The sequence below is a fragment of the Vibrio pectenicida genome (genome assembly GCA_024347015.1).
In the GTDB taxonomy this organism is placed as follows: domain Bacteria; phylum Pseudomonadota; class Gammaproteobacteria; order Enterobacterales; family Vibrionaceae; genus Vibrio; species Vibrio pectenicida.
Genome location: AP024889.1, coordinates 3,177,649 through 3,200,829 on the forward strand (window position 1 = coordinate 3,177,649; position 23,181 = coordinate 3,200,829).

17 protein-coding genes, 2 tRNA genes, 3 rRNA genes and 1 riboswitch are annotated in these 23,181 nt (G+C 43.3%); of the genes, 4 read left to right on the forward strand and 18 right to left on the reverse strand.

Annotated elements, in window-relative coordinates:
- Positions 1-11: 11 nt before the first annotated feature.
- Positions 12-476: a transcriptional regulator AsnC gene (asnC, locus tag OCV27_RS14655; RefSeq protein ID WP_125322237.1), complete on the forward strand. Its 465-nt coding sequence runs from the start codon at positions 12-14 to the stop codon at positions 474-476.
- A 27-nt stretch (positions 477-503) separates the two neighbouring features.
- Here the strand turns inward: asnC and tsrA are convergent, their stop codons facing one another.
- The gene (tsrA, locus tag OCV27_RS14660; RefSeq protein ID WP_125322236.1) at positions 504-788 is read right to left on the reverse strand and encodes an H-NS-like global regulator TsrA; all 285 of its coding nucleotides are present in this window, start codon (positions 786-788) and stop codon (positions 504-506) included.
- A gap of 79 nt (positions 789-867) precedes the next feature.
- On the reverse strand, positions 868-2,028 hold the full coding sequence (locus OCV27_RS14665; RefSeq protein WP_125322250.1) for a multidrug effflux MFS transporter: 1,161 nt from the start codon (positions 2,026-2,028) through the stop codon (positions 868-870).
- Between the two features lie 142 nt (positions 2,029-2,170).
- Here OCV27_RS14665 and OCV27_RS14670 point away from each other — a divergent pair, with 142 nt between their 5' ends.
- Both OCV27_RS14670 and OCV27_RS14675 read left to right on the forward strand, forming a co-directional pair.
- Positions 2,171-3,112: a LysR family transcriptional regulator gene (locus OCV27_RS14670; protein ID WP_125322235.1), complete on the forward strand. Its 942-nt coding sequence runs from the start codon at positions 2,171-2,173 to the stop codon at positions 3,110-3,112.
- Positions 3,113-3,209: 97 nt separating this feature from the next.
- Positions 3,210-4,997 carry an aminopeptidase P family protein gene (locus tag OCV27_RS14675; protein WP_125322234.1) on the forward strand — a complete coding sequence of 596 codons (1,788 nt, stop codon included), beginning with the start codon at positions 3,210-3,212 and terminating at the stop codon, positions 4,995-4,997.
- A 136-nt stretch (positions 4,998-5,133) separates the two neighbouring features.
- Here OCV27_RS14675 and thiH read toward each other — a convergent pair whose 3' ends face one another.
- From thiH to OCV27_RS14715, 8 genes are all read right to left on the reverse strand, one after another.
- The gene (gene thiH / locus OCV27_RS14680; protein WP_125322233.1) at positions 5,134-6,270 is read right to left on the reverse strand and encodes a 2-iminoacetate synthase ThiH; all 1,137 of its coding nucleotides are present in this window, start codon (positions 6,268-6,270) and stop codon (positions 5,134-5,136) included.
- Between the two features lie 18 nt (positions 6,271-6,288).
- On the reverse strand, positions 6,289-7,056 hold the full coding sequence (locus OCV27_RS14685) for a thiazole synthase (protein ID WP_125322232.1): 768 nt from the start codon (positions 7,054-7,056) through the stop codon (positions 6,289-6,291).
- Positions 7,057-7,061: 5 nt separating this feature from the next.
- On the reverse strand, positions 7,062-7,316 hold the full coding sequence (gene thiS / locus OCV27_RS14690) for a sulfur carrier protein ThiS (RefSeq protein ID WP_125322231.1): 255 nt from the start codon (positions 7,314-7,316) through the stop codon (positions 7,062-7,064).
- Between the two features lie 42 nt (positions 7,317-7,358).
- Positions 7,359-8,147: a HesA/MoeB/ThiF family protein gene (locus OCV27_RS14695; protein ID WP_125322230.1), complete on the reverse strand. Its 789-nt coding sequence runs from the start codon at positions 8,145-8,147 to the stop codon at positions 7,359-7,361.
- The gene (locus OCV27_RS14700; protein ID WP_125322229.1) at positions 8,137-9,531 is read right to left on the reverse strand and encodes a thiamine phosphate synthase; all 1,395 of its coding nucleotides are present in this window, start codon (positions 9,529-9,531) and stop codon (positions 8,137-8,139) included. The genes OCV27_RS14695 and OCV27_RS14700 overlap by 11 nt, the downstream gene beginning before the upstream one ends.
- Entirely contained in the window at positions 9,531-11,471 is a 1,941-nt protein-coding gene (gene thiC / locus OCV27_RS14705; RefSeq protein ID WP_125322228.1) for a phosphomethylpyrimidine synthase ThiC, read from the reverse strand. Before thiC ends, OCV27_RS14700 begins: the two co-directional genes overlap by 1 nt.
- Positions 11,472-11,631: 160 nt before the next feature.
- Positions 11,632-11,730: riboswitch (TPP riboswitch) on the reverse strand.
- A gap of 69 nt (positions 11,731-11,799) precedes the next feature.
- Complete coding sequence (gene crcB, locus OCV27_RS14710) at positions 11,800-12,183, reverse strand: fluoride efflux transporter CrcB (protein WP_125322227.1); 384 nt, start codon at positions 12,181-12,183, stop codon at positions 11,800-11,802.
- Between the two features lie 111 nt (positions 12,184-12,294).
- Positions 12,295-13,677: a multicopper oxidase family protein gene (locus OCV27_RS14715; RefSeq protein ID WP_125322226.1), complete on the reverse strand. Its 1,383-nt coding sequence runs from the start codon at positions 13,675-13,677 to the stop codon at positions 12,295-12,297.
- 288 nt (positions 13,678-13,965) lie between these two features.
- Between OCV27_RS14715 and OCV27_RS14720 the strand changes: the two genes are divergently transcribed.
- Positions 13,966-14,277: a hypothetical protein gene (locus OCV27_RS14720; protein WP_337969182.1), complete on the forward strand. Its 312-nt coding sequence runs from the start codon at positions 13,966-13,968 to the stop codon at positions 14,275-14,277.
- Positions 14,278-14,428: 151 nt separating this feature from the next.
- On the opposite strand, the gene OCV27_RS14725 is transcribed toward OCV27_RS14720, so the two are convergent.
- From OCV27_RS14725 to OCV27_RS14760, 8 genes are all read right to left on the reverse strand, one after another.
- Positions 14,429-14,505: transfer RNA gene (locus OCV27_RS14725), tRNA-Trp, on the reverse strand.
- Between the two features lie 52 nt (positions 14,506-14,557).
- Positions 14,558-14,634, reverse strand: a tRNA-Asp gene (locus tag OCV27_RS14730).
- 31 nt (positions 14,635-14,665) lie between these two features.
- A 5S ribosomal RNA gene (rrf, locus tag OCV27_RS14735) occupies positions 14,666-14,781 on the reverse strand.
- A 127-nt stretch (positions 14,782-14,908) separates the two neighbouring features.
- Positions 14,909-17,798: ribosomal RNA gene (locus OCV27_RS14740) — 23S ribosomal RNA — on the reverse strand.
- 339 nt (positions 17,799-18,137) lie between these two features.
- Positions 18,138-19,695, reverse strand: a 16S ribosomal RNA gene (locus tag OCV27_RS14745).
- The 16S, 23S and 5S rRNA genes sit together here with 2 tRNA genes alongside, the layout of an rRNA operon.
- Positions 19,696-20,280: 585 nt before the next feature.
- On the reverse strand, positions 20,281-20,808 hold the full coding sequence (gene hemG / locus OCV27_RS14750; protein ID WP_125319545.1) for a menaquinone-dependent protoporphyrinogen IX dehydrogenase: 528 nt from the start codon (positions 20,806-20,808) through the stop codon (positions 20,281-20,283).
- 9 nt (positions 20,809-20,817) lie between these two features.
- A complete protein-coding gene (locus OCV27_RS14755) occupies positions 20,818-22,275 on the reverse strand; it encodes a TrkH family potassium uptake protein (protein ID WP_125319546.1) in 1,458 nt (485 codons plus the stop codon).
- Between the two features lie 42 nt (positions 22,276-22,317).
- Positions 22,318-22,944, reverse strand: coding sequence for a YigZ family protein (locus OCV27_RS14760; RefSeq protein ID WP_125319547.1), 627 nt, complete (start codon positions 22,942-22,944; stop codon positions 22,318-22,320).
- Between the last annotated feature and the right edge of the window lie 237 nt (positions 22,945-23,181).

Below are 23,181 nucleotides of genomic sequence, written 5' to 3' on the forward strand. Positions count from 1 at the left end.
TTGAGAATCAGATGCAAACTCATAGCACCAAGATGGATGATTTAGATAAGGCGATTTTAAAAACCCTAATGGAAGATGCGCGAACGCCTTATGCAGAGATGGCCAAACAATTTGGAGTCAGTCCGGCCACCATTCATGTGCGAATCGAAAAAATGAAAGCGGCTGACATCATACAGGGTACGGAGGTCATAGTTGACACTAAGAAGCTCGGCTACGATGTATGCTGTTTTATCGGCATCAACCTAAATGCGGCACGCGACTATCACTCAGCTCTGGAAAAATTGAACGCTCTTGAAGAAGTAGTGGAGGCTTATTACACCACTGGCGCCTATAATATTTTTGTTAAATTAATGTGTCGTTCAATAGAGGAACTGCAATTTGTACTGATTGACAAGTTACAGGCAATTGATGAAGTTCAATCAACAGAAACTCTTATTTCTCTACAAAATCCAATCAACCGGAATGTAAACCCGTAATAATGCCCACATTGCTGGGCATTATTGCTAATTCGATTCCAAATATTGCTTTAGTTCATCGACTGAAATACCTTGCTCAGCGATAGACTTGGCGATGGAGGCAACCTCTTCCCCTTTACGATCTTCAATCACTTGCTGAAATTGGAAGATAATATCACGTAGCATATTAAGAGGAACTTGTTTAGCAGCGCTGCGAATACGCTCGCCACTTTGATTACCTAACTCATTGAGCAATTTGCCAAACATTACCTTTTCTGGGGCTTCATCAAGTTGCTCCAGTACACGGGCCATTTCATAAGTTGTCATCGACATCGAAGTTAAGCGTCCACATTGTTATTAGAAGTGAGGTTTAAATATACAATGTTTTGTTTGTTGTTCAAAGCAATTAAAGTCAAACCAAGGATAAGTGCCATTTTTTACCCTGTTTACTCATCAAAATCAAAACACTTGGTACAATAAGAAACATTTGCACAGCAATCATCACCTGTGGTTGCATATCGAACCGCTGAACTATTGCCACAATCAAGCCTGAACCACTCATCTGAAACAGCCCCAATAAAGCAGCGGCAGTACCTGCCTTGTCACCAAATGGTGCCAAAGCTTTACCTGCAGCAACACCAAGAATAAATGCAAAACCTACTGAGGATATAAAAATTGGCAACATAAAAGCTAATGGGCTTTGATACTGAGTCAAAAATAGCATCAATACTCCGCCAAGCCCCAACACTCCTACCCCTATAATTAAGGTGCTATGAGTGCCGCACTTATCCATAAACTTAGGTGCACCCATACAAGCAATAATACTTACCACCGCATTAATACCAAACCAAAGGGTAAACTCATTCATGCTCAGTCCTAAATTTTCTATCAAAACAACAGGGGCGGATGTTACATAGGCTAAAATAACGGCCATTGCTAACATGCACAGCGAAGCATGAAATAGGAAAGATGGATTTTTCAACACCGCCATATAACGACTAGCGCGAAAAACCGGTCCATTAGCTGGTTCAGAATTGGTCTCTTTCATCGCAAAAAATAAAGCTAGGTATACGCACATACCAAAAACAGCCATAAATGAAAAATTTGCACGCCATCCAAATTCTTGCGTAAGCAAACTACCGATAACTGGCGCTAAAGCAGGGATAAAACAAATTGCACCATTGAGGTAGCTAATTATTTTGCCACTTTTATTGGGCCCAAAAATATCGCGAACTGTTGCAAAAGCCGCTACCGATGTAGCACATGCTCCTAAGCCTTGTAGCAGTCGAGCTAATAGCATCCATTCAATCGTCTGAGCACCCCACGCCAATAAAGCGCTCATTGCGTAAATGCTAACTCCCCCCAATGCAACAGTTCGACGCCCTAGTTTGTCAGCTAAGGGGCCAACAAATAATTGACCTACACCCATAGCAAACAAAAACCATGTGATAGTATCTTGCGCAAGCGCATGCTTAACGTTAAATGACTGTGCGATCTGTGGTAACGCTGGCAAATAGATATCGATACCCAGTGGACTAAATAGAACCAGTAAAACCAATAATACTATTTGCATTTGACCATGGTTATGTTGGACAAGGTTTGGCACAGACTCAGCTCCTGACAAGAATTGATGAAATTATTGACAGTGTATGGGATTCAAGTTATGACATCTAATGACACTTAGTCATCAATGATATTCCAAATGGGAATTTCCAATGAATATAGAAAAACTGTCACGCATTGATCTCAACCTTCTTGTATGCCTCAATGTTCTAGCAGAAGAGTTAAATGTTACCCGAGCGGCTCACCGCCTGTGCTTAAGCCAATCTGCGGTTAGCAAAAATCTCGCTAAGCTACGTGAACAATTTGATGACCCTTTATTCGTCCGTCATGCTCATGGACTAAAACCTACACCAAAAATATTGTCTCTTAAGCCTAAACTCGACAACTTAATTAATCACTTAGAACAAATTACTCAACCAGAGAAATTTTCGCCTGATTCAAGTGACTATCGTTTCCAAATAGCTGCTGTTGAAAGTGTTTATCCACTTATCCTTCCGCACTTTTTGCCAGAAATATTCAAACGTGCACCTAGTGTCACCATCAATACTCATTCGTGGGCAGAGAACACATTCAATCAAATTCTTCGTGGTGATATAGATCTTGGCATCACAGGCAAAGATATTGATATCAACGACGCTAAGCTAACTATGCTTCCGCCCAGTGATATCAGTGAAAAGGAAATCTATCGCGACAATCAAATGTGTCTATTACGCCAAAATCATCCAGCTCTCTCCAACCCCTGGAATCTCGACAGTTACTTATCACAAAGACATGTTCAAGTAAGGTGTGATGGCAACGATCGCTGGTTACTTGACTATCGAATCGCAGATATTGGTAAGGAGCGTGATATCGCCATTATCGTTCCTGACTTTAATAGCGCAGCAAGCCTCTGTTCCTATACGGATTTTATTTTTACTGCACCGAGTCACTTTGTGCAATTATCCTCACGACAACTTGGCTTAACAACGCTGCCTTTGCCACTCGATTTCCCCCCAATGGCCTATACCCTGTTTTGGCATAGAGATAGGGAAAATGATCCAGCCATCTCTTGGCTACGACATATTATTCAAGATAAAACCACTTCTCTTAGATGATTTGCAGGCCAGCAGCAAAAAGAGTAGCTTATTCACATCGTCCGTTTTAAGTCATTTTGCCGACATGGACGCATATTAAAATAAAGGATTAATATCGATGCTTAAAACTACAGCGCAACGCCTAACTGCAATTCGTCAGTGGCTAATACAAAAAAATATTGATGCACTACTTGTCCCACATGAAGATGAATACTTGGGTGAATACGTACCAGCACACAATGAACGCCTTCAGTGGCTGAGTGGTTTTACTGGTTCAGCCGGAGTCGCTGTCATTACACAAGATAAGGCTGCTATTTTTGTCGATGGTCGCTATACGGTACAAGTCACCAAACAAGTGTCAGCCGATCACTTTGAATACCGGCATCTTATAGAAGAACCCGCTCTTGATTGGGTTAAAAACCATTTGCCTTGCGGTGCCAGTGTGGCTATCGACCCACGGATGCATAACTCATCGTGGCTGGATAAGGCTCAGACGCAGCTAACCAACACTCTTGAACTTAAAATTCTAGACACTAACCCAATTGACCAATTGTGGCTAGATCGGCCATCTCCCACAATTTCAGATGTTCGACTAATGCCAACCGATGCAGTCGGTCAAACCAGCGAAAGTAAACGCAAGCAGATAGCGGAACTTATCAAAAAAGAAAGTGCAGATAGTGTTGTCATCACAGCACTAGACTCTATTTGTTGGCTGCTCAATATCCGCGGACTTGACGTCTCTCGTTTACCTGTTTTGCTTTCACATGCCATATTACATTCAGATTCAAGTGTGGAATATTTCCTCGATAGCGCTCGTCTACCAGATGAATTCAACGCCCATGTTGGTCCTGATGTCACTATCCACCATCCCGAGTCGCTTCAGTCAAGGCTAGAAAATCTAACCGGTAAGCAAGTTATCCTAGATCCAGCAACTAGTAATGCTTGGTTCAAGCTTATTTTACAAAATGCGGGAGCGTCCATCATTGATTGTGCAGATCCATGCTTGATGCCTAAAGCGTCAAAAAATAGTGTAGAAATAGCAGGTATGAAAGCTTGTCACATTCGTGATGGTGTGGCGATGACAAGATTTCTATCTTGGTTAGATGGTGAGGTTAGCACTGGTAACTTACATGATGAAGCAACCCTATCTGATAAGTTGGAAGCATTTCGCTACCAAGATCCAACATTACAAGATCTTAGCTTCGACACAATATCAGCCGCTGGCAGCAATGCTGCGATGTGTCATTACAACCATGAAAATCAGCCACAACCAGGCCAACTTAAGATGAACACCCTGTATCTAGTTGATTCTGGTGGTCAATACCTAGATGGTACAACAGATATAACTAGAACGGTTGCAATCGGCCAGCCTAGTGAAGAAATGATCAAACAATTTACACTGACACTAAAAGGTCATATTGGTGTTGCTCGTGCTCGCTTCCCTATGGGAACTCGTGGTTATCAAATCGATACCCTTGCACGTCAACATCTCTGGGCAGAAGGTTATGACTATGACCATGGTACTGGCCATGGTGTTGGTCACTTCCTCAATGTTCATGAGGGACCAGCTAGCATTTCAAAACGCCAAATTGATATTCCACTTACCGCTGGTATGGTGCTTTCCAATGAGCCTGGCTATTACCGTGCCGACTCCTTCGGTATCCGGATTGAGAATCTAGAACTCGTTGTCGAAACACCTACTAATGGTGATTTTAAAGTTCTTTCATTTGAATCACTTACGCGCTGTCCAATCGATAAACGAAATATAAACCTTGATATACTAACGGAACCAGAGTTGACATGGTTAAATAATTACCACCAGAAAGTCTGGGATGACATCAGTCCATATGTTGAAAGTGATGTTAAAGACTGGCTTCGCCAAGCAACACTTGCAGTAATTAGATAGTGTTTATCATCAATAATCATTGCTAGTTAAAAGATGAAAAGCTCTCCACCGGAGAGCTTTTTGTTCTATATACTTGATAAAATTAGGTTTATTGGAAAATGGACAACTTCCAATGTTTCACGTGAAACATTTAAGTCTATCCATAAATACCCGAATAAGCAGAATTCCAATCACGCCATACCGGATCAAACCCCTTGGCGCGTATCATTTTTTCTACAGCCGATGCACTTCTATCATCACTAATCTCAAATTGTTCAAGTTCAACATCGCTCATTGAGTACCCTCCTGGTTGGGTCTTGGAAGCAGCAGACATAGAGGTGATACCAAGAGGAAGAACGTTATCCCTAAATAAGGCTGATTCACGTGTTGATAATGAAAGCTCAACTTCAGAATTCAGTAACCTATACGCACAGATAAGTTGTACCAATTGTCTATCTGACATTAGTGACTTGGGAATAGTACCAGCAGAAGAATTAGAACCTTCACAAGGACGTAAGCGCGGAAATGATATTGAATAGCGGGTTTGCCAATAAGTACGCTCTAAGTAATCTAGATGCGCCGCAACAAAAAAACAGTCTGTTCGCCACTCTTCTAAACCAATCAGTGCTCCGATCCCAATCTTATCGATACCTGCTTTGGCTAAACGATCAGGCGTATCCAACCGAAACTCAAAATCCGTCTTATTGCCACGCAGATGATGCTGGGCATATGTCGATGGGTGATACGTTTCCTGATAAACCATGACGGCATCTAAACCTAAAGTTTTTAGCTCAACGTAATTATCTTGTTCAAGAGGCTGTACTTCCATCGCCACATAATTAAAGCTACGTTTAATCATTGGCAACATTTCGCGGAAATAATGCATCCCCACTTTCGTCTCATGTTCTCCTGTCACCAGTAAAACACTATCGAACTTCATCTGCTTAATTGCTGAAACTTCATCTCCAATCTCACCTTTAGTAAGAGTGCGACGCTTGATACGATTTTCCATAGAAAAGCCGCAATAAGTACAAGCATTTGCACATAGATTTGAAAGGTATAGTGGTATATAAAGCGACATGGTGTTGCCAAAGCGCTTACGGGTTGAAGAATAAGATAGCTGTGCCATTTGCTCTAAATAATCATCCGCCGCAGGAGAAATAAGTGCTTTAAAATCCTCCAGATCGCGCTTTTGTTTACACAAGGCCATTTCAACATCTTGTACCGTTTTAGAATAAATCGACATAGATATTTCATTCCAATTAAGCTGGTTAAACTGTTTAACGAAACTCATTCAGCCCTCGCTATAGCTCTAAAGCTCATCTAGAAATGAAGTTAACGGACTAGAAGATACAGCGCGATAGGCTTTACTCGCTAAACCAGCTTTGTAGCCAATACGACCTGCCTCTACAGCCATCTTAAATGCTTTAGCCATCGCTATAGGATTTCTCGACGAGGCAATAGCGGTGTTTACGATCACAGCATCTGCTCCCATCTCCATAGCTTGAGCTGCATGAGAGGGAGTACCTATTCCGGCATCTACTACAACAGGAACATTTGCTTGTTCGATGATGATTTCTAAAAATTCTTTGGTTACCATACCTCTGTTTGAACCTATAGGAGAACCCAAAGGCATTACTGCAGAACAACCCACTTCCTCTAATCGCTTGCATAACACAGGATCAGCATGACAATAAGGTAGAACAATAAAACCTTGAAGGACTAGCTCGTCAGCAGCCTTAAGTGTCTCTATTGGATCTGGAAGTAAGTATTTGGGATCAGGATGAATTTCTAGTTTTATCCAGTTAGTTTCTAATGCCTCACGAGCTAGGTTAGCTGCAAAAATAGCATCATTCGCATTTTTTGCACCCGAAGTATTGGGTAATAAGTTGACACCTGCACATAGTAAAGGCTGCAATATATTATCTTGTTGATCATTTAGATTAACACGCTTGAGAGCAATGGTGGCTAACTCAGACCCAGCAGCTCCAATTGACTCTACCATTAGTTTGCTATTTGAAAATTTACCTGTCCCTGCAATAAGCCTTGACGCAAATTGTTTACCTCCGATTGTTAGCATAGCTATCATCCTCCTGCGATTGCTTGAAATAAACAGATGTGATCGCCTTCAGACAAGACCGTATTTGACCACTCACTACGCGGTATAACTTGGTTATTAATTGAAAAAACATGGCCTACATCCGATAGCCCTAACTGATCAATAATCTGTTGCAGGTTAGACTGATTGACTGCTTGTTGTGACTGTTCGTTTATAGTTATGGTTATCACATCACTATTTAGGGCAGCTGCCTGAGTTACTGATTGTTGCGAAGAGATCATTATTTACGACTCCTTTGATGAAAAAAAATTTATTTGCTTGCTTCACTTTGTAAGAGAAACATGTACACCCATGCTGCGAGAACACACTTTGCACTGTTTATCCTTAATAATTTTCATCACTTTCCAGTCCATTCGTAAACCATCAAATAGGTGCAGTCTCGCTGTTTCCACCTGAAATTTTCCTGTTGTAACTTTTTGAATTGCAGCCAACGCTTGGTAGTTTCCTAAGATACCAACGACTGGACCAAGTACACCTTTATCGGCGCATTTTTGCGCTTGATCAAGTTCATTGAAAGGATACAAACAATGGTAACAAGCTTGATTTTCGGTCGCCGACAGATAATCAAAGACACAGAATTGCCCTTGCCAACCCACAGCGGAAGCAGACACTAAGTCCGTCGCTTGCTCTAAACAGACTTGATTAATAAGCTGTCTAGTCGGCATATTATCAGAGCAATCCAAAACGATATCTGCCATCATGACTTCAAGCTCAAGTTGAGCTTTCTCCAGCCTCTTATTCAACGTGCGTACTTTCACCATAGAATTTAATGCTAAAAGTTGACTAGCCATAGCTTCAGTCTTCGCCACTTTTATATTTTGCTCACGATAAACAACCTGCCTATGCAGATTACTCATATCGACTTCATCATCATCAACAATGACAAGACTTCCAACACCCGCAGCCGCTAAATACAAACCAGCAGCACTTCCTAACCCGCCACATCCGATCATCAAAATATGCGACTTACCCAACTGAACTTGTCCAATTTCACCTATATCAGGTAGCGCAATCTGGCGCTGATAGCGAATAAACTCTCTATCATTGATCATATGTCTTCCTTAAATCATTAGGTGTAACAGCCCGCCCTTTAATTGCTTGGGGATATTTATCCTGCATTAAGTCGCTAAAGAAGCGAATTGTAGATTCAAGGCATAGCGCCGAAGTAATCGCTCCGATTACAGCCAAACTCGACACGCCACATTGCCAAACCTGATCAGCATTTGACTGGTTGATCCCGCCAATTGCCACTGTTGGAATTGGATAATCAATGCCATGGTCACTTCCAGGCTCGTCAGGCGAACGAGGCTGGATAATACTATTGATAAGTTTTTGGTATAGTGCCAAACGCACTAAACCCTGTGGTTTAGAAACCAACTGTTTTGTGTTTGTTGGGAACACATGCCCAATTGCAATGTAGCTGGGAGAAAGCGGAGCGACACGCAGTAACTCATAATAGCTGTGAGTTGAAAGACCTAAGCGTAACCCTGCTTTATTTATATCTATAAGATTAGCTGCGTGTATATCTTCTTGGCCTAGGTGAACACCATAAGCACCATGCTTAATTGCCAACTGCCAGTAGTCGTTGATAAATATTTTTACATTGTATCTATGGCCCAGCTCAATCGACTTTATTATCTCTTGCTCTAAATCAGGTTGGTTTGGATTCTTAATTCGTAATTGAATTGTCGTAATACCCAGAGAAATAAGCTTTTCAATAAGCTCAGAACTATCTACAACAGGATATAGACCTAAACCCTGCTTTGTGACCATAGGAAATCCATTCAAACTCCCTTTAGATAACCAGCTAGCTTTAATACCTAAGCGAATATCCTCTACGATAGGAACTGGAAATTGAGTAAACTCACACACCCATTTACTGGACTCTACAAATATAGAACCATCATCGAATGTTTCACGTGAAACATTTTCTGCTCTGTTACTCATAGCACGAGCTAATATCAAACAGTCTTCGATTGGAAAATCAAGCGCGAGCAAAGTAACAACCCAAGAAAAATGCTCCTCGGGAACAAAATTTTCTGCTGAGTGATCTTTAATAGATAAGGCGCGGATTTCATTTCCAACCGGGCAACTCCATATATCAATATGATTTAAAATGACTTTATTATTCGACTCCACAAAATCATCGATAGCAATAAAAATAGAATTTATGGGATGATGAATACATTCAGTAATAACTAACTTTGAATAATAATAAAGAACAAAAGAATGAGTCAGATCGCCACTAACTTCAGCCATCAGATCCGTGCTCAAAATTGTGGATTGCTGGTGTTGAACAAGTTGAAAAAATTGAGTTGGACTAACGCCCAGCTCAATCTCATCAATGTTAAAACCCTGTTCTTGCGCCAGCAACAAATATTCCTGAACTAAAGACGTTAGTCCAATCATTGACGAAGGAATGAGGATTTTGGTCATTAATCACCGGCCTCTACATGAGCTGCTGGATGATAAAGCTCTGAGCCAGCAGCTCGAAACTGTTGCGACTTTTTACGCATCCCTTCAAGTGGATCGTCAAGTAGTTTTATTGAGATAGCTCGGTCAGCAGCAACCTGCTCCGTATCTTTAGCATACTCTCGTACTTCTTGAGATATCTTCATCGAACAAAACTTAGGGCCACACATAGAGCAGAAGTGAGCAACTTTACCTGATTCCTGAGGTAGTGTTTCATCATGAAAAGATCGCGCTGTATCAGGATCTAAGGATAAATTGAATTGGTCTTGCCAACGAAACTCAAAACGCGCTTTAGATAACGCATTGTCACGAACCTGTGCACCAGGGTGCCCTTTCGCTAGATCCGCTGCATGCGCCGCTAGCTTATAGGTAATCAACCCTGTCTTGACATCATCTTTATTAGGTAATCCGAGGTGTTCTTTAGGCGTAACATAGCAAAGCATAGCGCAGCCATACCAACCAATCATCGCAGCACCGATACCTGAAGTAATATGGTCATACCCTGGAGCAATATCTGTTGTCAATGGCCCAAGAGTATAAAAAGGTGCTTCATGGCAATGCAGTAATTGCTCTTCCATGTTCTCCTTAATCATATGCATTGGAACATGGCCTGGCCCTTCGATGATTACTTGTACATCATACTCCCAAGCGACCTTGGTTAATTCACCAAGCGTGCGCAGCTCGGCAAATTGAGCCTCATCATTAGCATCAGCAATAGAGCCTGGGCGAAGTCCATCACCAAGAGACAGCGCAACATCATATTGAGCACAAATCTGGCAGATTTCTCTAAAATGTGTATAGAGGAAACTCTCTTCATGATGAGCTAAACACCATTTAGCAATAATAGACCCACCACGAGAAACTATTCCTGTCACTCGTTTAGCTGTCATCGGCACATAGCGAAGGAGTAAACCTGCATGAATAGTAAAATAATCAACACCTTGCTCAGCCTGTTCAATAAGAGTGTCACGCATCACTTCCCAGTTAAGGTTTTCGGCAACCCCATTCACTTTTTCCAGAGCCTGATACATAGGAACAGTACCAATTGGTACTGGACTATTACGTAATATCCATTCCCTCGTCTCATGAATATTACGACCAGTGGAGAGATCCATGACCGTGTCTCCTCCCCAGCGCGTCGCCCAAACAAGCTTCTCTACTTCCTCTTCAATTGATGAAGTTACCGATGAATTACCAATGTTAGCGTTTACCTTCACTAGAAAGTTACGGCCAATAACCATCGGCTCAGATTCTGGATGATTAATATTAGAAGGTATGATTGCACGACCTTCAGCTACCTCCTGGCGTACAAACTCAGCGCTAATATCTTTTGGCAAGTTAGCACCAAAGCTCTCACCTGTGTGTTGTTGATTTAACACTTCATCTCGGTATACAGCTCGGCCCATATTTTCCCGCAGAGCAATATATTCCATTTCAGGAGTAATAATTCCTTGGCGAGCATAATGCAGTTGAGTAACACATTTATCTTTTTGTGCTCGACGAACAAGAGGTAGATTGCCATAACGAAGATCGTCGAGAGTTTGATCTTCTAGACGCTGCTTAGAATACACGGAGCTTACATCATCTAATAATTCAGTATCTAGACGCTCTTTAATCCACTGCTCTCTCAACTTGGGCAAACCACGATATAGATCGATTTCATGCTTAGGATCGGTATAAACTCCTGAAGTATCGTACACTCTAACTGGTTCATTAGATTCGAAAATAGGTGTTTCTTTGCTACCACTAATCAAGCTATCTGATAAAGAAATCTCGCGCATAGCAACACGAATATCTGGCCGAGATCCTTCAACATAAATTTTACTTGAGTTTGGATATGGCTGAACTGAGAGCGTATCTATAAAGTGTTTTGCTTCCAGTCTAGCTTGCTTACGATTCGACATAGCATTTTTCCTTGCTTTGTTATTCTTAAATAAAAAGTCATAAAAATGCTTGGCGGAAAGATGCAACAAGAGGAATCAAAAGATGTTAAATCAGCCTACTACTAGTAGCGAGGTAACAATCTTCGATGAGTTGATAGATAAACCAGATAGAATACTGGTGTAGGTATCTTCTCTTGTTCCCTTCGCAGATATTAATCTGATCAGGTTCAACGGATCCCGAATAAACGGTCTCAGCCTTATGGCACTCCGACAAGTAGGTAAAGTATATAAAATTGCCTTGAGTAAACCAAGGCATGTTGAGAAGTAATTAGCTAAATCTTAACTTACACTAGTTCTTAGACAGTAATTGAAAGCCTAACCAAGCAGCAGAAATACTCAAAACAACATTAAGTATTATATTGAGCCCCATTTTAAAAAAGGCACCTTGTTGGATAAGCAGAACGTTATCCATAGAAAATGTAGAAAAGGTGGTCAAAGCGCCAAGAAAACCTAGGCCAATAAGTTGACGCCAAGGTTCAGTGGCCAACATCTCACTTTCAAATGCGGCAACAAGAAGACCCATGATAAAAGAGCCAACAAAATTAACTGTTAAGGTACCATATGGAAAGCCACGTCCAAGTAAAGTAATGCAAAGCTCTGAAACAAGGTAACGAGCACAAGCTCCAAATGCTCCTCCTAGTGCAATAAAACCAAGAATAGATAATTGCCCCATAGATTCCCTCCAAACTTTACCTACCAATATTTCAGCGATTAAACAATTTTTCAATCAAAAAAGTGGCCAAAACAGTACCAATTATTTTATAAATTTTAAAAGTTACAGGAGTCACTTTATTTCAATATAACCCATCAGGCCAGTTTTCATGTGCTCGATAACATGACAATGATACATCCAACGCCCAGGGTTATCAGCAACAAGCGCCGCTTTTGCCGTACCGTTTTTACCCAGTAACACTGTATCAGTATGGAAGGGTTCTGCTACTTTTTTTCCATTTAATTCCAACAAGGTAAAAGTATGGCCATGAATGTGAATAGGATGATGGTACTGAGTAACATTTTTCAAATAAAAGATATATGTCTTACCAAGCTCAAGTGAGGCAAGTGGGGCAGGAATATTATCTTTAGACATCCCCTCCCATGCTCGTTTATTTGTCAGCCAAAATTTTGGCATCGATTTTCCATTTTTTCCTACTGGTGATACCGCCCCCTCCCACTCAAATACAAAATCTAGCCTTTCAGCATTATCCAAATCCAGAGCTGGGACAGGATTGAGCGGTAGCCTAGGGATAGGTCTATGATCCGAAAGATCTGAACTGATCACATTAAACTCACACAAAGGGAATGGGAATCGCCCTTTCATTTGACGAACATAAACTTTTTGCCCTTGTTTTGGAGCAATTAACGCAACATCAACTCTCATACCCGGGCCAATTTTATGCTGCGAAATTTCATAAGGTGTTCTAACTGGATTTCCATCTATTGCAACAATCCAGGCTTGCGCTCCCTCAATAGCAATAGAGTAGGTAATGCTATTATCGACATTCGCAATACGTATCCGAGTTGTCGCATTTTCTTTCAATTGATAAATGGGCTCATGAATTCCATTAACACTACTCCATTCTCCAGGAGTCCCCATCCTAGCACTTAGGCGAGGAATCATAAGATCCTTCCATTGCCCTTGTTTATCAATATGCCAATGTTTAAGCATAAGATCGTGCTCTTCATCAAACTGGACAGGGATTTCTTCCTCAACAATAATCAAGCCAACCAGTCCCATACCCAACTGTTTGACACTATTCATATGTGGATGATACCAAAAGGTGCCAGCATCAGGTGGAGTAAACCTATAGATAAAAGTCTCACCTGGCATGATAGGGGCTTGGCTTAAAAATGGCACTCCATCCATAGCAATAGGGATTCTTAAACCATGCCAGTGGATAGTTGTAGGTTCGCTCAACTTATTGGTGAATCTTATCGTGACTTCCTGCCCCTGACGGCAACGAATAGTGGGCGCAGGAATCTGACCATTAAAACCAAGCACATTAGTTGTATAGCCAGGAACAAGTTCTGCCGAAGCAGGCTCTGCTGTAAGATCATAAATCCACTTATTCTCATTGCGAAGTGAACGAGTCAAAGTACAAGATGGTAATACACTAAGTGCTGAAAATACTAAGCCAGATTTAACAAATTGGCGACGAGATATATCCATATAAATAGATCTTTGGTTTGACAGGCAGCTAAAGGTAACAGATTAACAAGAATAGTTCTTAGTTATAAGAAAGAAAACCATCTATAAGATATGAAAAATTGATCAGTACGATATATAACTGTATAGCTCATACTGGGACACTACCTGAAAGAATCAACTTCCTATTATCCTACTACAAGGTAGAGATCTTCGAACTCCCAACACACGTATTCTTTGAGTATCAGCTGAGTCCGCTGCTTATTGTTCTCAAATAAAAAAGGCTCCAGTATTTCGACTAGAGCCTCAAATATGGCAGGGGTGGAGAGATTCGAACTCCTAACACGCGCATTCTTTGAGTATCAACTGAATCCGCTGCTGCTTTCAAATGAAAAAGGCTCCAGTATTTCGACTAGAGCCTCAAATATGGCAGGGGTGGAAAGATTCGAACTCCTAACACGCGCATTCTTTGGATATCAGCTGAATCCGCTGCTGCTTTCAAATGAAAAAGGCTCCAGTATTTCGACTAGAGCCTCAAATATGGCAGGGGTGGAAAGATTCGAACTCCTAACACGCGCATTCTTTGGATATCAGCTGAATCCGCTGCTTATTGTTCTCAAATAAAAAGGCTCCAGTCTTTCAACTAGAGCCTCAACTATGGCAGGGGTGGAGAGATTCGAACTCCCAACACGCGCATTCTTTGGATATCAGCTGAATCCGCTGCTTATTGTTCTCAAATAAAAAGGCTCCAGTCTTTCAACTAGAGCCTCAAATATGGCAGGGGTGGAGAGATTCGAACTCCCAACACGCGGATTTGGAATCCGCTGCTCTGCCAATTGGAGCTACACCCCTGTAGAACATTTTAATATTAAAAAACCCCGCTAAGGCGAGGCTTCTAAATAATTGGCGGAGCGGACGGGACTCGAACCCGCGACCCCCGGCGTGACAGGCCGGTATTCTAACCAACTGAACTACCGCTCCGCACTGGTTAGACTGTATGTCTAAATTTGAAGCCTGGCGATGTCCTACTCTCGCATGGGGAGACCCCACACTACCATCGGCGCTATTGTGTTTCACTTCTGAGTTCGGCATGGGTTCAGGTGGGTCCACAACGCTATGGTCGCCAAGCAAATTAGGTGACCCGCTGCACACTCGCAACCGGTCAAAATCTGGAAAGCTGCTTACTCTTTAAAGAGCGTTCTCTACACATTCAATGTTCTACTTTGAGTCCACAACAAAACCCTTTGGGTGTTGTATGGTTAAGCCTCACGGGCAATTAGTACAGGTTAGCTCAACGCCTCACAACGCTTACACACCCTGCCTATCAACGTTCTAGTCTTGAACAACCCTTTAGGACCCTCAAGGGGTCAGGGAAGACTCATCTTAGGGCTCGCTTCCCGCTTAGATGCTTTCAGCGGTTATCGATTCCGAACTTAGCTACCGGGCAATGCCATTGGCATGACAACCCGAACACCAGAGGTTCGTCCACTCCGGTCCTCTCGTACTAGGAGCAGCCCCCTTCAATCTTCCAACGCCCACGGCAGATAGGGACCGAACTGTCTCACGACGTTCTAAACCCAGCTCGCGTACCACTTTAAATGGCGAACAGCCATACCCTTGGGACCGACTTCAGCCCCAGGATGTGATGAGCCGACATCGAGGTGCCAAACACCGCCGTCGATATGAACTCTTGGGCGGTATCAGCCTGTTATCCCCGGAGTACCTTTTATCCGTTGAGCGATGGCCCTTCCATACAGAACCACCGGATCACTATGACCTGCTTTCGCACCTGCTCGAATTGTCATTCTCGCAGTCAAGCGGGCTTATGCCATTGCACTAACCACACGATGTCCAACCGTGTTTAGCCCACCTTCGTGCTCCTCCGTTACTCTTTGGGAGGAGACCGCCCCAGTCAAACTACCCACCAGGCACTGTCCTTGACCCAGATAATGGGTCTAAGTTAGAACATCAAACATACAAGGGTGGTATTTCAAGGATGGCTCCATGCACACTGGCGTGCACATATCAAAGCCTCCCACCTATCCTACACATGTAGGCTCAATGTTCAGTGCCAAGCTGTAGTAAAGGTTCACGGGGTCTTTCCGTCTAGCCGCGGGTACACTGCATCTTCACAGCGATTTCAATTTCACTGAGTCTCGGGTGGAGACAGCGTGGCCATCATTACGCCATTCGTGCAGGTCGGAACTTACCCGACAAGGAATTTCGCTACCTTAGGACCGTTATAGTTACGGCCGCCGTTTACCGGGGCTTCGATCAAGAGCTTCGACCTAAGTCTAACCCCATCAATTAACCTTCCGGCACCGGGCAGGCGTCACACCGTATACGTCATCTTACGATTTTGCACAGTGCTGTGTTTTTAATAAACAGTTGCAGCCACCTGGTATCTGCGACTCCCGTTAGCTCCATCCGCAAGGGACTTCACCGACAAGAGCGTACCTTCTCCCGAAGTTACGGTACCATTTTGCCTAGTTCCTTCACCCGAGTTCTCTCAAGCGCCTTGGTATTCTCTACCCGACCACCTGTGTCGGTTTGGGGTACGATTTCTTACAATCTGAAGCTTAGAGGCTTTTCCTGGAAGCATGGCATCAATGACTTCACACCCGTAGGTGCTCGACGTCGTGTCTCAGCTTTGGAGAGAGCCGGATTTACCTAACTCTCAAGCCTACGCACTTGAACCTGGACAACCGTCGCCAGGCTCACCTAGCCTTCTCCGTCCCCCCATCGCAATTGTAAGAAGTACGGGAATATTAACCCGTTTCCCATCGACTACGCCTTTCGGCCTCGCCTTAGGGGTCGACTTACCCTGCCCCGATTAACGTTGGACAGGAACCCTTGGTCTTCCGGCGAGGGGGTTTTTCACCCCCTTTATCGTTACTCATGTCAGCATTCGCACTTCTGATACCTCCAGCATGCCTTACAGCACACCTTCAACGGCTTACAGAACGCTCCCCTACCCAATACAGTAAACTGTATTGCCGCAGCTTCGGTGTATAGCTTAGCCCCGTTACATCTTCCGCGCAGGCCGACTCGACTAGTGAGCTATTACGCTTTCTTTAAATGATGGCTGCTTCTAAGCCAACATCCTAGCTGTCTAAGCCTTCCCACATCGTTTCCCACTTAGCTATACTTTGGGACCTTAGCTGGCGGTCTGGGTTGTTTCCCTCTCCACGACGGACGTTAGCACCCGCCGTGTGTCTCCCGGATAGTACTTACTGGTATTCGGAGTTTGCAAAGGGTTGGTAAGTCGGGATGACCCCCTAGCCTTAACAGTGCTCTACCCCCAGTAGTATTCGTCCGAGGCTCTACCTAAATAGATTTCGGGGAGAACCAGCTATCTCCAGGTTTGATTGGCCTTTCACCCCTAGCCACAAGTCATCCGCTAATTTTTCAACATTAGTCGGTTCGGTCCTCCAGTTGATGTTACTCAACCTTCAACCTGCCCATGGCTAGATCACCTGGTTTCGGGTCTATATCCAGCAACTCGACGCCCAGTTAAGACTCGATTTCTCTACGGCTCCCCTAGATGGTTAACCTTGCTACTGAATATAAGTCGCTGACCCATTATACAAAAGGTACGCAGTCACACCACGAAGGTGCTCCTACTGCTTGTACGTACACGGTTTCAGGTTCTATTTCACTCCCCTCACAGGGGTTCTTTTCGCCTTTCCCTCACGGTACTGGTTCACTATCGGTCAGTCAGTAGTATTTAGCCTTGGAGGATGGTCCCCCCATATTCAGACAGGATATCACGTGTCCCGTCCTACTCGATTTCACTGAACACACGTCGTCGACTACGGGACTATCACCCTTTATTGTCGGCCTTTCCAGGCTGTTCGTCTAACGCGTGTAAAGCTTAAGGGCTAATCCAATTTCGCTCGCCGCTACTTTCGGAATCTCGGTTGATTTCTTTTCCTCGGGGTACTTAGATGTTTCAGTTCCCCCGGTTTGCCTCATTAACCTATGTATTCAGTTAATGATACGTGCTTATGCACGTGGGTTTCCCCATTCAGACATCCCAGACTCAAACGGTTGTTACTACCTAATCTGGGCTTATCGCAAGTTACTACGTCTTTCATCGCCTCTGACTGCCAAGGCATCCACCGTGTACGCTTAGTCACTTAACCATACAACCCCAAAGAGTCTTGCTCAGTTGGTGTTGTTAATTAAACAACCAAAGTTGCTGTCTCATTATTTGAATGAGCGAGACAGCGTTCGATTTTGCCGGACTCAAATATAAACGCCACAACGAATTGTGGTGTTTCCAAGAACACTTGAATGTGTGTTGGTACCCAATCATTCTTTCGTTAAAAAGAATCATTAGGATTTGAGAACTTTTATTTGAACAACAACCAATCACGGTTATTGTTCGTCAGCTTTCCAAATTGTTAAAGAGCAAAATAGCTCGAAGCTTGCGCTTCAAAACCATCAATCTGTGTGGGTACTCATCAAAAATAATCATCGTATAAGGAGGTGATCCAGCGCCAGGTTCCCCTAGCGCTACCTTGTTACGACTTCACCCCAGTCATGAACCACAAAGTGGTAAGCGTTCTCCCGAAGGTTAAACTACCTACTTCTTTTGCAGCCCACTCCCATGGTGTGACGGGCGGTGTGTACAAGGCCCGGGAACGTATTCACCGTGGCATTCTGATCCACGATTACTAGCGATTCCGACTTCATGGAGTCGAGTTGCAGACTCCAATCCGGACTACGACGCACTTTTTGGGATTCGCTCACTTTTGCAAGTTGGCCGCCCTCTGTATGCGCCATTGTAGCACGTGTGTAGCCCTACTCGTAAGGGCCATGATGACTTGACGTCGTCCCCACCTTCCTCCGGTTTATCACCGGCAGTCTCCCTGGAGTTCCCGACATTACTCGCTGGCAAACAAGGATAAGGGTTGCGCTCGTTGCGGGACTTAACCCAACATTTCACAACACGAGCTGACGACAGCCATGCAGCACCTGTCTCAGAGCTCCCGAAGGCACACCTGCGTCTCCGCTGGCTTCTCTGGATGTCAAGAGTAGGTAAGGTTCTTCGCGTTGCATCGAATTAAACCACATGCTCCACCGCTTGTGCGGGCCCCCGTCAATTCATTTGAGTTTTAATCTTGCGACCGTACTCCCCAGGCGGTCTACTTAACGCGTTAGCTCCGAAAGCCACGGCTCAAGGCCACAACCTCCAAGTAGACATCGTTTACGGCGTGGACTACCAGGGTATCTAATCCTGTTTGCTCCCCACGCTTTCGCATCTGAGTGTCAGTATCTGTCCAGGGGGCCGCCTTCGCCACTGGTATTCCTTCAGATCTCTACGCATTTCACCGCTACACCTGAAATTCTACCCCCCTCTACAGTACTCTAGATGACCAGTTTCAAATGCTATTCCGAGGTTGAGCCCCGGGCTTTCACATCTGACTTAATCATCCACCTGCATGCGCTTTACGCCCAGTAATTCCGATTAACGCTCGCACCCTCCGTATTACCGCGGCTGCTGGCACGGAGTTAGCCGGTGCTTCTTCTGCAGCTAACGTCAAATGAATGCGCTATTAACACATCCACCTTCCTCACTGCTGAAAGTACTTTACAACCCGAAGGCCTTCTTCATACACGCGGCATGGCTGCATCAGGCTTGCGCCCATTGTGCAATATTCCCCACTGCTGCCTCCCGTAGGAGTCTGGACCGTGTCTCAGTTCCAGTGTGGCTGATCATCCTCTCAGACCAGCTAGGGATCGTCGCCTTGGTGAGCCATTACCTCACCAACTAGCTAATCCCACCTGGGCATATCTTGACGCGAGAGGCCCGAAGGTCCCCCTCTTTGGCTTCCGTTCATTACAAACAAAAGCATTATGCGGTATTAGCCATCGTTTCCAATGGTTATCCCCCACATCAAGGCAATTTCCCAGGCATTACTCACCCGTCCGCCGCTCGACGCCGAAGTAGCAAGCTACTTCTCGTTTCCGCTCGACTTGCATGTGTTAGGCCTGCCGCCAGCGTTCAATCTGAGCCATGATCAAACTCTTCAATTTAAAGTTTTGATTTCCTAACTAAATAGGATTGGGCTCAATGAATACTGACTTCAAAACTAATATTTACCGCTTATTCGAAAATAAACAGAAACATGTAATTCTAAAGCTATTATCGTTCTCTTCTTAAATAAATAGGAACAGAACGATAATGAATTGACTGTGCCAAATAATGCCTTTCTACAAGAGAAAGTCGTTATTTGTATTGGTCACTCAGTTCATTGATACCTAAAGTGATTCAATAGAATCATTTTTGGATTATCATCAACGAGTGCCCACACAGATTGATAGGTTTATATTGTTAAAGAGCATTGTTCTGGACTTAACTCAGAACAGACGACCATTTTAGTCATAAAAAGCTGAGTGTCAAACACTTTTTCAACTTATTTTTCAGCATTTCTGCTTGACCATTAAGTCTCGCTATCTAAGTAACTTTTCACTTCGATGTATCTTTCCGAAGCCTTTCCTAGACAGCGAGGGGCATTATAGAGATAACATTTACAATGACAAGCGATTTTGAACGTTTTTTTTATTTTTTTGCTTTTCGATTAAAATTTAAGCCCAAACGACCAAATTTGCATCTATTCTCTATAAATCACTAAACTTTTTAGCAAATAAAGAGACTTTTCCCCAATTGGTGTACTCAACCTCTTTATCAGTATTGGTCTCGCCTCCGGTCATGCTCATAATCAGCTTAATCATTACCTTATCGAACCAATTATAGCGAGGGTAATAAAGTGCACCTGCAAATACTCCGATCAATTTAGGCTGCCAAGGAGACTTTGCCAGGAACTTTTGTATATAGACACTACCTTCGACTGTATCTTTACCTTGACTTTCTTTTCTCGCGGTTAAATTTACGCAAAAAAAACCTACTTTTAAACTATCTAGTTGAGCTTTATTCTGCTTAATAAATTGGTACAACTTCTTATTCAAGTGACCATAGCGGATGGAAGCACCAATCAATACTTTGTCGTAAAGTGCAAAGTCGATGTTTTTGGCAACGTGTAAGTCTAAGGTTTCAACTTCCATATGCGATAGGTTGTTTTCGATATATGTGAGAATTTTTTTCGTCTGACCTTCACGGGACGAATATAGAAACAGAGCTTTAAGCACAAAGCCTCCTTAACTACGCCAAAAAGTAGGCGTAAGTAAAATCAATAAAGTGAAGATCTCTAATCGCCCAAACAGCATTGAGACAATCAACACCCACTTAGCCTTTTCATTGATATCACCAAAGTGCAAAGCGACCTCTCCCAGACCAGGCCCAAGGTTATTCAAGGTCGCCGCAACAGCAGAAAAAGCACTGAGTTCATCCATCCCTGCCGCAATTAAACCCAACATACAAACCACAAATACAAGAGCGTAAGCTGAGAAAAAACCCCACACCGCATCAACAACCCGCTGAGAAAGAGCTGAACCACCCACCTTGATGGTATAGACAGCCCTCGGGTGAACAAGACGTTTTAATTCACGCGCTCCCTGTAGTGTCAGTAGTAGTACACGAATGACCTTCATTCCTCCACCAGTAGAACCCGCACAACCGCCTATAAATGAAGAGAATAGAAGTAACACTGGTAAAAACAGCGGCCAGTCAGCAAAACCCGTTGTTGTAAAACCTGCTGTTGTGGAGATAGAAACGGTTTGAAATAAAGCTTGATCAAACGCATCGTAGAAAGAGCTATAGGAGTGATGATTTAATAAAATCAGGAAACAAACGGTAAAAAGGAGTATTTGAATTAAGATAAAGGCTCTAAACTCTGGATCTTTCCAATAGTATTTGGGGTGTACACCGCCAGAGGCAAATGCTGCAAAATGCAGCGAGTAATTACAAGCAGAAATAAGCAAAAATACTACTGTGATTATATTAATGGCATAACTATCAAAATAGCCAATACTCGTATCATGAGTTGAAAAACCTCCAATTGCTATGGTGGAAAAACTATGCCCAATAGCATCAAAGGGTGTCATACCTGCCAACCAAAAAGCTAATGCACAAGCAATTGTCAGACTTAGGTATATATACCATAACGCTTTAGCCGTCTCTGCTATCCGTGGAGTCATTTTACTATCTTTCACTGGCCCTGGTATCTCAGCACGATAAAGCTGCATACCACCAATTCCCAGCACAGGCAGAATCGCAACAGCCAAAACAATGATCCCCATTCCACCAAACCATTGCAAAAACTGGCGATAAAACAAAATAGCTTTTGGTAAATCATCAAGGCCAACAATAACTGTCGCTCCAGTAGTTGTTAAAGCAGAAAAAGACTCAAAAAAAGCATCCGTTACAGACACGCTTGGGTTATCGGACAACAAAAAAGGAATCGAACCAGCACTACCGATAACAGTCCAAAATAGCACTACGATTAAAAAACCATCTCGCGCTTTAAGTTCATGTTTATGTCGCCGATTTGGCCACCAGCATATTGCCCCGCAAATAAACAGGAAAAAGAAAGTCGTCACAAAGGAAACACCGGCACCGTCACGATAAATCAAAGCAACAAGAGCTGGGGCCAACATGGATACACTAAAAAGAGCGAGCAAAAGCCCGACAATTCGGATAATTGAACGAAATTGCATGAATTGATGATTACCGAAGCAAAGCTTCAGACTTCCTGATTATCATTGTTTGCCATCTAATGGGGTTACCAAAATTCTGGCACCACTCTTATTTATTACACTTTGGGTGAAATCATTGGCATAGCGCAGCTCGATGTTCACAACCATTTTAACTTGTTGACTATAGTCAGCTTCAACTTCTTTTGCATCAAATTGGCTGAGTAAGCCTTGCACAATAGCGACAAAACCATAGTCTAACTCTAGTAATAGTTTTGTGGTTATTTTTTTCTCAATTGTTTGAAGCAACTTGAGCACCTTTTGCACTCCACCACCATAGGCCCTAACAAGACCTCCTGTACCCAGTTTTATCCCCCCGGAATACCTTGTCACCACAGCGGTTATCTCACCAACTCCAGATCCAGTAAGCTGAGCCAAAATAGGCTTACCTGCCGTCCCTGAGGGCTCTCCGTCATCACTAAAGCCCCACTTCATTGAATCTTCAGACCGACCAGCGACAAACCCCCAACAATTATGTCTAGCCGCAGCATGCTGGTTTTTAACCTGAGCGATGAATGCCTTAGCCTCAGCAATGGACGGAGTATGTTCCAATTGAGTGATGAATAAGCTTTTTTTTATTTCCTCTTGATAGAGGATTAGCTCTTTAGGAATAAGAAATGGCTTGTCATTCATTGCGCTATAATCATATTTTTCTATTTGTTGAGTCTACCACGTGAGACAAACAAGAGCGCCTAAAAGATCAGTCGCAGCGCACAATGTTAAACAGTTGTTTAAAAAATGTATTGTATTTCATTTCTTCTGAGGCCAAACTAAAATAACTGGTCAAACCAGAGTGGGATATGACGACATTTCTAAATGTCGGCTTAAGACCGGCATACGCGCAATCCCAAGATTGTATGTCATGGAGAT